At 65.1% G+C, this 11,936-nt stretch carries 8 protein-coding genes; 1 reads left to right on the top strand and 7 read right to left on the bottom strand.

Annotated elements, in window-relative coordinates:
- Position 1: 1 nt before the first annotated feature.
- Complete coding sequence (locus EN745_RS06940) at positions 2 to 3,361, bottom strand: transglutaminase family protein (protein WP_127420853.1); 3,360 nt, start codon at positions 3,359 to 3,361, stop codon at positions 2 to 4.
- A 106-nt stretch (positions 3,362 to 3,467) separates the two neighbouring features.
- Positions 3,468 to 4,658: an acyl-CoA dehydrogenase gene (locus EN745_RS06945; RefSeq protein WP_127420854.1), complete on the bottom strand. Its 1,191-nt coding sequence runs from the start codon at positions 4,656 to 4,658 to the stop codon at positions 3,468 to 3,470.
- 107 nt (positions 4,659 to 4,765) lie between these two features.
- Between EN745_RS06945 and EN745_RS06950 the strand changes: the two genes are divergently transcribed.
- Positions 4,766 to 5,677 (top strand): LysR family transcriptional regulator, encoded by a 912-nt coding sequence (locus EN745_RS06950; protein WP_127420855.1) that lies wholly within the window; start codon positions 4,766 to 4,768, stop codon positions 5,675 to 5,677.
- Here the strand turns inward: EN745_RS06950 and EN745_RS06955 are convergent, their stop codons facing one another.
- From EN745_RS06955 to EN745_RS06975, 5 genes are all read right to left on the bottom strand, one after another.
- Complete coding sequence (locus tag EN745_RS06955; protein WP_127420856.1) at positions 5,678 to 7,999, bottom strand: Tex family protein; 2,322 nt, start codon at positions 7,997 to 7,999, stop codon at positions 5,678 to 5,680.
- Between the two features lie 124 nt (positions 8,000 to 8,123).
- The gene (locus tag EN745_RS06960; RefSeq protein ID WP_127420857.1) at positions 8,124 to 9,302 is read right to left on the bottom strand and encodes a serine hydrolase; all 1,179 of its coding nucleotides are present in this window, start codon (positions 9,300 to 9,302) and stop codon (positions 8,124 to 8,126) included.
- Between the two features lie 33 nt (positions 9,303 to 9,335).
- Positions 9,336 to 10,532 carry a serine hydrolase gene (locus tag EN745_RS06965; RefSeq protein WP_127420858.1) on the bottom strand — a complete coding sequence of 399 codons (1,197 nt, stop codon included), beginning with the start codon at positions 10,530 to 10,532 and terminating at the stop codon, positions 9,336 to 9,338.
- 66 nt (positions 10,533 to 10,598) lie between these two features.
- Complete coding sequence (locus EN745_RS06970; RefSeq protein WP_126058511.1) at positions 10,599 to 11,633, bottom strand: extracellular solute-binding protein; 1,035 nt, start codon at positions 11,631 to 11,633, stop codon at positions 10,599 to 10,601.
- 23 nt (positions 11,634 to 11,656) lie between these two features.
- The coding region (locus tag EN745_RS06975) for an ABC transporter permease subunit (RefSeq protein WP_127420859.1) at positions 11,657 to 11,936 on the bottom strand (280 nt) is incomplete at its 5' end.

The raw sequence follows: 11,936 nt of genomic DNA on the forward strand, positions 1-11,936 counted from the left end.
ATCAGAGTCTTGGAGGCCGCCTGAGGTCAAGGGTCATCGGGAAATCTTCAGAAGCTTCTTCGTTGTGGAGCACGTAACCCGCCGGTGTGTGGCCGCGTGGCTCGAAGCGGGCAAGCCGCCGCGCCTCCGCCTCGTTGCCATTGACCGGGAAGGTGTCGTAATTGCGCCCGCCGGGATGCGCGACATGGTAGACGCAGCCGCCCACCGCCCGGCCCGACCAGCGGTCGTAGATATCGAAGACCAGCGGCGTGTTGACCGGCAGCGCCGGATGCAGGCCCGAGGCTGGCTGCCAGGCCTTGAAGCGCACGCCCGCCACCGCAATCTCCCTGTTGTCCGTCACGTTCATCGGTACGACGCGGCCGTTGCAGACGACGGCGTGACGCTCCGGATTGAGGCCCTCCGTCTTCACCTGGAGCCGCTCGACGGAAGAATCGACGAAGCGCACGGTGCCGCCGATCGCGCCTTGCTCGCCCATCACGTGCCAAGGTTCCAGCGCCTGCCTGAGCTCCAGCTTGACGCCGGCATGCTGGACCTCGCCGCAGAAGGGAAAGCGGAATTCGAGCTGCGCGGCGAACCATTCCGGACGGAATTCGAAGCCGTTGAGCTTCAGGTCCTCCAGCACGTCGAGGAAATCCGCCCAGACATGGTGCGGCAGCATGAAGCGGTCGTGCAGCGAGGTGCCCCAGCGCACGAAGCGGCCATCGAGCGGGTTCTTCCACGCGCGGGCGATGATAGCGCGCACCAACAGTTGCTGCGCCAGGCTCATGCGCGCATTGGGGGGCATCTCGAAACCGCGGAACTCGACGAGGCCCAGCCGGCCGGTCGGGCCGTCGGGCGAGAACAATTTGTCGATGCAGATTTCGGAGCGGTGCGTGTTGCCGGTGACGTCGGTCAAGAGATTGCGGAACAGCCGATCGACCAGCCATGGCAACGGGGCCGCGCCCTTATCGGGATGCGGCACCTGCGCCATCGCGATTTCGAGTTCGTAGAGCGAGTCGTGGCGCGCCTCGTCGAAACGCGGCGCCTGGCTGGTCGGGCCGATGAACAGGCCCGAGAACAGGTAGGACAGCGACGGGTGGCGCTGCCATTGCAGCACCAGGCTCTTCAAGAGGTCGGGCCGGCGCAGGAACGGGCTGTCGTTCGGCGTCGCGCCGCCCACCACGACATGGTTGCCTCCGCCGGTGCCGGTATGGCGGCCGTCGATCATGAACTTGTCGGTGCCGAGTCGCGACTGCCGCGCCTCCTCGTAGATTGCCGTGGTCGTGGCAACGCATTCCTGCCAGTTGGCGGCGGGATGGATATTGACCTCGATGACGCCGGGATCGGGAGCAACGCGGATGACGTTGAGACGCGGATCGTGCGGCGGGCCGTAGCCCTCGATGTGCACCGGCAGTCCGATCGAGCGCGCGGCGTTCTCGGCCGCCGCGACCAGTTCGAGATAATCTTCCAGCGCCTCGACCGGCGGCATGAACACGCAGAGTCGGCCATCGCGCGGCTCGACGGTGAGCGCGGTGCGCACCGCGCCGCCGATCTCGGTGATCTGCTGTTCGACACGGTCCTGCTGGCCGACCACTGCGGTGAACGACACCGCCTGCTGGCGGCGCGCCATATCGTCGGCGCCTTCCAGTTCGGCCGGCGACGCTACCGGCAAAATGGCCGCGCGCTCCGGCAGCGGGCCACGCGGAACCGATGGGTCGACCGGCACGATGTAGGGGAATTGCGCCGGCGGCACATAGGGCAGAGTGCCAAGCGGCAAGCGATAGCCGACCGGCGAATCGCCGGGAACCAGGAACAACCGGCCACGCCTGGTCTTCCATTTCTCCGATCGCCAGCGCGGCCCCGCTGCCTGGCTGTTCCAGCGCTGCACCGGCAGCACATAGCCCGACGGTTTGGTCAGGCCGCGCTCGAACACCCGCGCCATGCGGCTGCGCTCTTCCGGGTCCTCCAGCTTGGAATTGGACGGATCGACATTGTCCGGCAGCTTGCCTTCCTTGAGCAGCCATTCGGCCGGATCCTCATAGGCCTCGCTGACCATCGCCTTGTCGATGCCGAGCTCGCCGGCGATCGCCGTCAGCAGGCTTTCGGCCTGCTGCGGCCCGATGTCCGTCTCGCTCCTTTCGCGCGCGATCAGGGACGGGTCGCGCCACACCGGCTCGCCATCGGTGCGCCAGTAGAGCGAGAAGGTCCAGCGCGGCAGGCTTTCGCCCGGATACCACTTGCCCTGGCCATAGTGGAGGAAGCCGCCCGGCGCGAAGCGTTCGCGCAGCCGGCGGATCAATGCATCAGCCTTCTCACGTTTGGTCGGGCCAACCGCCGCCGTGTTCCATTCCGCCGACTCGAAATCGTCGATCGACACGAAGGTCGGCTCGCCGCCCATGGTGAGGCGAACGTCGCCCGCGGTGAGCGCCGCGTCGACCTTGTTGCCCAGCGCGTCGAGCGCCTGCCAGCTTTCGTCCGAAAACGGCTTGGTGATGCGTGGATGCTCGGCGATGCGGTCGACCCGCATGTCGAAGCCGAAATCGACATTAGCGAAGCTCGCCATGCCGGAAATCGGCGCGGCGTTGCGGAAATGCGGAGTGGCGGCCAGCGGCACATGGCTCTCGCCGGTGAGCAGGCCCGAGGTCGGGTCGAAGCCGATCCAGCCGGCGCCCGGAATATAGACCTCGCACCAGGCATGCAGGTCGGTGAAGTCGACAGCGGTGCCGGGCGGCCCGTCCAGCGAGACGAGATCCGGCTTGAGCTGGATCAGGTAGCCGGAGACGAAGCGCGCGGCGATGCCGAGATTCCTCAGGATCTGCACCAGGAGCCAGCTGGTATCCCGGCACGAGCCCTTGGCCGCGGCCAGCGTCTCCTCCGGCGAAAAGACACCTGTCTCCATGCGCACGATGTAGGCGATCTCGCGTTGCAGTCGCGCGTTGAGGTCGACGAGGAAATTGACGGTGTTCCTCGGGCTGCGGTCGATCGTTCCGAGGAAAGCCGACAGCAGCGGCCCCGCCGGCTCCGGCGTCCGGTAGATGGCGAGGTCTTCCCTGATTTCTTCCGGATACTCGAACGGAAAATTCTCGGCCGATTCCTCGACGAAGAAATCGAACGGATTGTAGACCGTCATGTCGGCGACGAGATCGACCTCGATCTTGAGCTCGTTCACCGGCTCAGGGAAGACGAAGCGGGCGAGGAAGTTGCCGTAAGGGTCCTGCTGCAGGTTGACGAAGTGATTCTTCGGTTCGACCTTCAGCGAGTGGCTTAGCACCTTGGTGCGCGAATGCGGCGCCGGCTGCAGCCTGATCACCTGGGGCCCAAGCACGACCGGCCGGTCGTATTTGTAGTGGGTCAGGTGGTGGACAGCTGCCAGAATTGCCATGGTGCCCCGGGGTTCGGCGTTTCACTTCGCCGAACCCTGACACAAATGCAGGCCATTCTCCAAGCAGAGATGTTGCGCTGCACCTAATTTAAGCAGCATTGCCGGCTTAGAAAAACGCCTGGATACCAGTCTGCGCCCGTCCGAGGATCAGCGCATGCACGTCATGCGTGCCTTCATAGGTGTTGACCGTCTCCAGGTTCTGCGCATGGCGCATGACGTGGTAGCCGATCTGGATGCCGTTGCCGCCGTGCATGTCGCGGGCCTGGCGGGCGATGTCGAGCGCCTTGCCGCAATTGTTGCGCTTGACGATCGAGATCATCTCCGGCGCCATCTTGCCCTCGTCCATAAGCCGCCCGACGCGCAATGAGCCCTGCAGGCCGAGCGCGATTTCGGTCTGCATGTCGGCGAGCTTTTTTTGGAAGAGCTGCGTGCCGGCGAGCGGCTTGCCAAACTGCTTGCGGTCCAGGCCGTATTGCCGCGCCCGGTGCCAGCAATCCTCAGCGGCGCCCATCGCGCCCCAGGAGATACCGTAGCGCGCCCGGTTGAGACAGCCGAACGGCCCCTTGAGGCCCGAGACATTGGGCAGCAGCGCGTCTTCGCCGACCTCGACGCCGTCCATCACCACCTCGCCGGTGATTGACGCGCGCAGCGACAGCTTGCCACCGATCTTCGGCGCCGACAGCCCCTTCATTCCCTTCTCCAGCACGAAACCGCGGATCTGGTTGTCGTGCGCCGCCGATTTCGCCCAGACGACGAAGACGTCGGCGATCGGGGCGTTGGAGATCCACATCTTCGAGCCGGAAAGCCTGTAGCCGCCCGCCGTCTTCTCGGCGCGCGTCTTCATGCCGCCCGGGTCGGAACCGGCATCCGGCTCGGTGAGGCCGAAGCAGCCGATCCATTCGCCGGAGGCGAGCTTCGGCAGATACTTCTTGCGCTGCTCGTCCGAACCATAGGCATGGATCGGGTACATCACCAGCGACGACTGCACGCTCATCATCGAGCGGTAGCCGGAATCGATGCGCTCGACTTCCCGCGCCACCAGCCCATAGGTGACGTAGTTGGCGCCGAGCCCGCCATATTCCTCGGGAATGGTGATGCCGAGCAGGCCCGCCTCGCCCATCTCGCGGAAGATCGAGGGATCGGTCTTCTCGTCGAGATAGGCCTCCTCGATGCGAGGCGCGAGCTTGTCGGCGGCGAAAGCGGCGGCACCGTCGCGCACCATGCGCTCATCCTCGGAGAGTTGGTCCTCGATCAGGAAGGGATCTTCCCAGACGAATGCGTTCTTGTCGGCGGCCATGGCCTGTCTCTCCCGCGCAAAATCTTGAGGTGCGGGGCTTATCGGCTCCCGCCTGGAAAAAATCAAACGAAATTGCATCACCAATCAATGAGCGTTAGTAATAGATCATGAACGTCCAGCGCCGCCTTTTGCCGACCACCAGCGCCCTTGCCGCCTTCGAGGCGGTGGCGCGTCTGGGCTCCTTCACCGCCGCCGCCCGTGAGCTCGATCTCACCCAAGGCGCCATCAGCCGGCAAGTCGGCCTTTTGGAAGAACAGTTCGGACGCCGACTGTTCGAGCGCGACAGCCGCAATGTCCGGCTGTCGACGGCAGGCGAGGCCTATGCCGAGGCGGTGCGCTCGGCGCTCGGGCAACTGCGCGACGCAGCTCTTGGATTGATGAGCAATCGGCATGGGGGCATCCTTAACCTGGCGATTTTGCCGACCTTCGGCACGCGCTGGCTGATGCCGCTGATCCCCGATTTCGTCGCCAACAACCCCGACATCACCATCAACTTCGTCACCCGAGTCGGCCGCTTCGACTTCGCCCGCGAACGGCTCGACGCCGCCATCCATTACGGCCTGCCCGACTGGCCGGATGCCGATTCCACGCTGCTCGTGCGCGAGACGGTGGCGCCGGTGGCATCGCCCGAATTCGTGAAAGGGCAACGGATCGCCACGCCGGCCGACATCTGCCGCCTGCCACTGCTGCACATGGCGACGCGCCCCGGCGCCTGGACCGAATGGTTTGAGCATCATGGGCTCAGCGCGCCGACCGGACCCGGTATGCAGTTCGAGCAGTTCGGCACCGCCGCCCAGGCCTGCATGGCCGGGCTCGGCGTGGCGCTGCTGCCGGAAATCCTGATTGCCGCAGAATTGCAGCGCGGCCAACTGCTGCCGGCGCCGGGTCAACCGATGCAGAGTCGCAGCGCCTATTACCTCGTTGTCCCGCATGACAAGCGCGGCCATCCGCCGGTCGCCAGTTTTCGCGACTGGCTGCTAGGCCAACTCGGCAAGGAGCCGGCTGTTCTGGCTTGGTAGCTATTTCCGCTTCATGGCCTCGGCAAGCGCCGCGCCGAACGCGCCCTGCGCGGCCGGCGGCTCCGGCTGGCGCGGCGGCGCCGGCGTGCGCGGCGCCGGCCTGCCGCCACCATTGTCGCGCGAGCCGCTCCGCGGGGCACCGCCGTCGCCGTCCTTGCGCATCGTGAGACCAATGCGGTTGCGCTTGATGTCGACGTCGACGACCCGCACCTTCACCACATCGCCCGCCTTCACCACCTCATGCGCATCCTTGATGAAGCGGTCGGCCAGTTGCGAGACATGGACCAGCCCGTCCTGATGCACGCCGATGTCGACAAAAGCGCCGAAGGCGGCGACATTGGTCACCGTGCCTTCGAGCAGCATGCCTGGCTTCAGGTCCTTGATATCGTCGACACCCTCGGCAAAGGTCGCCGTCTTGAAGCCGGGGCGCGGATCGCGGCCGGGCTTTTCCAGCTCCGCCAGGATGTCGCGCACCGTCGGCAGGCCAAAGCGCTCGTCGACGAAGACACGCGGGTCGAGCGCCTTGAGCGCGGCACTATCCCCCATCAGCGCGCGCACGTCGCGCCCGCAGGCTGCGACGATCTTCTTCGCCACGCCATAGGCTTCGGGATGCACCGAGGAAGCATCGAGCGGCTCGGCGCCATTGGCAATGCGCAAAAAGCCGGCGGACTGTTCGAAGGCACGTGGTCCGAGCCGCGCCACCTTGAGCAGGTCCTTGCGGCTGGCAAACGGCCCGGTCGCATCGCGATGCGCAACGATCGCTTCGGCCAGCGATGGGCCTAGCCCCGAAACCCGTGCCAGCAACGGCGCCGACGCCGTGTTGAGATCGACTCCGACGGCATTCACCGCATCTTCGACCACCGCTTCCAGCGAGCGGCCGAGCCGGTACTGGTCGACATCGTGCTGATATTGGCCGACGCCGATCGACTTCGGCTCGATCTTGACCAGTTCGGCAAGCGGATCCTGCAAGCGGCGAGCGATCGACACGGCGCCGCGCAGTGACACGTCGAGGCCGGGGAATTCCGCCGCTGCCGTCGCCGAGGCCGAATAGACCGAAGCGCCCGCCTCGCTGACGATCACCTTGAGCGGCTTCGTTCCGGAACCGGCTGGCAGGTCCGACAGCATGTCAGCGACCAGCTTCTCGGTCTCGCGGCTGCCGGTGCCGTTACCGATCGAGATCAGCTCCACCTTGTGCTGGCGGATGAGCGCGGCGAGCTCGGCCTGCGTTCCTCGCACATCGTTCCTGGGCGGAAACGGATAGACGGTCGTCGTCGCCACCAGCTTGCCGGTGCCGTCGACCACCGCCACCTTGACGCCGGTGCGGATGCCGGGATCGAGCCCCATCGTCGGCCGCGAACCGGCGGGCGCCGCGAGCAGCAGGTCCTTCAAGTTGCGCGCGAAGACGTGGATCGCCTCTTCCTCGGCGCGCTCGCGCAGGTCGCGCATCAGGTCGAGCGTCAGATGCAGGGACAGCTTGATGCGCCAGGTCCAGCCGGCGACCTCCATCAGCCAGCGGTCGCCCGGCAGGCTGCCGCCGATCGCATAGGCATTGGCGATCATGCGCTCGGCCGGCTTCACCGGCGAGGCATCGTCGGCATCGACCTCGATGTCGAGCGACAGCACCTCCTCGTTGCGGCCGCGCAGCATGGCGAGCGCCCGATGGCTGGGCACGTTCGCCCAGCGCTCGACATGGTCGAAATAGTCGGAGAACTTCGCACCCGCCTCCTGCTTGCCGTCGACGACCCTGGCGCGCAGGAAGGCACGCTCCTTCATATAGGCGCGCAGCTTGCCGACCAGATCGGCATTCTCGGCGAACTGTTCCGACAGAATGTCGCGCGCGCCCTCGAGCGCGGCCTTTGCGTCTGCCACTTCTTCGGTGATGTAGGCGAGCGCGAGATCGGCGGGCACCGCCGCGCGGTCGGCGAGGATCGCCTCGGCCAGCGGCCCGAGCCCCCGCTCCCTGGCGATCTCCGCCTTGGTGCGCCGCTTCGGCTTGTAGGGTAGGTAGATGTCTTCCAGCTCGGCCTTGGTTGCCGCGGCATTGATCTTGGCCTCGAGCTCCGCGGTCAACTTGCCCTGCTCACGGATCGAACCGAGGATCGTCTCGCGGCGCGCGTCGAGCTCGCGCAGATAGGCCAGACGCTCGGCAAGGTCGCGCAACTGCGTGTCGTCGAGCCCGCCGGTGACTTCCTTGCGGTAGCGCGCGACAAAGGGAACAGTCGCGCCCTCGTCCAAAAGCTCGATCGCCGCCGCCGCCTGCTCGGGCCGCGCGCCGATCTCGGACGCTATGATTGCCGCAATGCGCTTGATGTCGGATGCCATGCCGGTCCCTGTCGAAAAGAGCGGCGACCATAGGCCGGGATGCCGTCCTCGCCAACCGCGCTGTTCAGCCCCTGCAGCGAGGTTCCACAGAAAAGGGTTGCGAAGGCGGGCCGCCTGGAACGGCTTAGACCATCCGGCTCAGCGCCTCGAAGAACGCCACCAGCTCGACATCGAGCCGGTCGTCGACAGGCTCCGGCTGCGACGACATCTTGGCGATCACCACCTCGTCCCGCGGATTGACATAGAGCCACTGGCCGTGGATGCCGATACCGCAATAGGCGCCGCTGTCGTGACCGGTCTGGTACCATTTGTTGCGGTAGCGGCCCTTGGGAAAGAGAAACGCCATCGTGCCGCGCTGCCAGGCCTCGAAGCTGCCGCCGGTTGAAACCGTGTCACGGACCCAGGCATCCGGCACGATGCGGCGGCCATTGGCCATGCCGCCCTGCCGCATCATCTCGCCGACCCGCGCCAGGTCGCGCGGCGTCACCGAAATACCGCCGGCGGTGCGCGCCGTGCCTTCCATGTCGACGGCGATCGAGCCCTCGCTCGTCGCGCCGAGCGGCAGCCACAATTTATCTCGCAGAAGATCGGCGATGCGCTGGCCCGACGCCCGCTCCAGCAGCGCGCCGAGCAAATCGGAATTGGGCGAGCGGTAGCGATAGGTCCGGCCGTGTGGCTCGCCGAGACGCTGCAACGTCAGGAGAAACGCCTTGAGGCTTTCGGACCCGCCGCCCGGATTCCACAGCGTGGCGCGGCGATAGCGGGCAAATGCGCTCTCGGGATCGAGATAGGCCTCCTCGAAATCGAGGCTGACGGTCATGTCGAGCACGTGCCGGCAGCTTGCATCGCCATAGGCAGAGCTTTTGGCCTCAGGGATGTAGTTGACGACGGGCGCTTCCGGGTCGAACACCCCCTCGCCTTCCAGTATGCCGGCGAGAATGGCGGTGAACGACTTGCTGATCGAGAAGATGATGTGGCGGGCGCCAAATTCCATATGCGGCGCCAACCAGTCGCCGACCCATTTGCCGCCCTTCATAATGGTCAGCGCATCGGTATCCGAGCGCTGGAGAAATGCCGCGACCGTTTCCGGCGCATTTGCCGAGGCGACCTTTTCGTCGAGCAGCCCGCCAAGCGCCTGCGGGGGCGCCTCGCTGCCGCTGGCGGATGCGAAGGGCGCGCTCGGCACCAGCTCGCCGACATTCTGGAACGACCAGCGATTGAACGGGCTTTCGCGCCAGTTGGAGAGCAGCACCGCGTTGCGGGCCAAGCCATATCTTGTCTCGAACGCGGTCCTGCCGGTCATGACGGTCTCCGGGATCCTCTGCTTGCTTGTGGGTCAGGCCAGCGCGGCGGCTATGGCGTGCACGGCCTTCAGCGTCGCCACCGAATAGGCTGTGTTGGTGAAATCCGGATAGGTCGAAAGCTTCACCACGACCATTCTGTTGTCCCAGCCGATGTGGATAAGCTGCCCGAACACACCCCGGCACATTAGCGCGCGCGAGCGCGGATCCTCGATCCAGAACTGGTTGCGGTAGCTGCCTTCGGGCAGGCTGGGATTGAAGCCCGGGCCGTGCCTGCCGGTGCGCGTCGCCTCGATCCACTCGGCCGGCACCACGCCGCCGCCATTGTCCAGGATCAGCTTGCCGAAGCGGGCGTAGTCGCGCAGCGTCGCGTTGAAGCCGCCGTCGGCGAGCGCATAGCCGGCGCTGTCGACGGTGAAGCAGGCGCTTTCATCCGCGCCGAGCTTTTGCCAGAGTTCCTCGGAAACCAGTTGCGCCAGCCGCTTGCCGGTCACCCGCTCCATGATGAAGGCCAGCACATCGGTCTCGATCGAGCGATACTCGAACGCCTCGCCATGCGGTCGCACCTTGTCCTTAAGCCGCAGGATCAGCTCGAACAGATGCGACGGCCATTGGAAGGATGGGTCGCTGCCGGGCGGCACCGGCTTCCAGCCGGTGGCGACGTCGACCTGGGCGATCTCTGAGCAGGGATTTGTGTATTCCTCGGAAAAGCGCACGCCCGTCGTCATGTCGAGCACATGCTGCACGCTGGCGCCCGTCCAGGCGGTCGCGCCGAGTTCCGGAAGGTAGCTGGTGACCGGCTTTGCCGGATCGATCAGTCCTCGCCCGACGAGGATGCCGAATACCGAGCCGGTGACAGACTTCGCCATCGACTGAGACAGGTGCAGCGTGCGCTCGTCCATCCCGTTGAAATAGCGCTCATAGGCGATCCTGCCGTCCTTGAGCACCAGGAATCCGTCCGTGTAGGTCTCGTCGAGCAGCCCGGCGAGCGTCGTCGGCGCACCTGTGCTGTCCTCCACCGGCAATGCGTCGAGATCGACCTCGGCCCGTTCGAAACGATGGCGATGGCCGTGGCCACGCCAGACTTCGACGGTCGGCAGGAACTCGCGGATATGCTGGAATGCCCATCGGTTCCACGGCGGCCGGTCCCAGTCGAGCTTCGGCGGCACCAGCCTGGGCGGCGAGCCCTGCATGATCGGCGGCCGCGGATCCGAGTTGCGGTAGGAATCCATGATCAATGTCCCGACGACATGAAAACGGACCCGGCGGCGCCTGCCGCCGGGTCCGTCACGATGCGGCTACTTCTGCAGTTCGGTCCAGATCTTGGTGTAGAGTTCCTGGACGTCCGGCGGGCACATCAGCTGCAGCTCGGCTTGCGGCTTGGCATCGGCCGGAATGACCACTTCGGGCGCATCCTTCATGTCGGCCGGCATGTATTTGTCCGAACCGGTGATGGCATTGGCGTAGCGATGGAAAGCCGACAGCCCGGCGGCATTTTCCGGATCCATGATGAAGTTCTGGAACAGCTTGGCATTCTCGACATTCTTGGCTTCCTTGAGAACGACCACATTGTCGCTCCACAGGCCAAAGCCTTCCTTCGGATAATTGTAATGGATGGCGGGATTCGCCAGCCGCTGGCGCAGCGCCGAACCGTTCCAGTCGCTGGTTGCCTTGAAGTCGCCGGCGCCCATCTTCTCGATGGTGTTGTATTCCATCGCGATCCAGTTGGGCTTGGCCGCGACAAGCGTGTCGCGCACCTTCTTCAGCAGCTCCTTGTCGGTGCTGCATTGCTTGCCACCGAGATATTTGGTCGCCGCGAACATGACGTCGTTCATTTCGGGTACGACATTGACCTTGCCCTTGAGCTCATCCGGCGTGTTGAAGATAATGCCCCAACTGTCGGCCGGTCCCTTGTAGGCATCGGTGTTGACAACGACTCCGATCGTGCCCCAGGCCCACGGCACCGAATATTTGCGGCCGGGGTCGAATTCGGGATTGGCCCATTCCGGCGCCACATTCTTGAAGTTCTCCATCTTTCCGGGATCGGTCTCAAGCAGGAGACCTTCCTTGATCCAGATCGGAACGTAGGTCTGCGACGGCACCGCAATGTCGAAGCCGGTGCCGCCCTGACGCACCTTGGCCAGCGCAGTGTCGTTCGAATCGTAGTCGGTGATCGTCACCTTGACGTTGTATTTCTGCTCGAACTTCTTGATGACGTCCGGGCTGGTGTAGTTACCCCAATTGTAGATGTTCAGCTCGCCATCGGCGAAGGCGCCGCCTGTCGAGGCGAGCAGCGCCAACCCCATGGCGGTCGCTGTGATCTTCCAGTTCATGGCTGTGCTCCCATTTCTCATGTCTAATCGCGTTTCCTGCTGATGAAGAAAAACAACGTCACGATGGCGACCGACAAAAGCAGGAATACGGTCGATATCGCGTTTATCTCGGGTGTTATCCCCCGACGGATCTGGCCAAGCATGTAGGTCGGCAGCGTGTCCTGGCCGCCCGACTTGACGAACTCGGTGATGACGACGTCATCGAGCGAGATCACGAAGGCCAGCATCAGCCCGGCCAGGATGCCGGGCCACAGCAGCGGCAGCGTGATGCGGCGGAACGTCCGCCACGGCGTCGCGTAGAGA

The sequence above is a fragment of the Mesorhizobium sp. M4A.F.Ca.ET.022.05.2.1 genome (assembly GCF_003998845.1).
Lineage (GTDB): Bacteria > Pseudomonadota > Alphaproteobacteria > Rhizobiales > Rhizobiaceae > Mesorhizobium.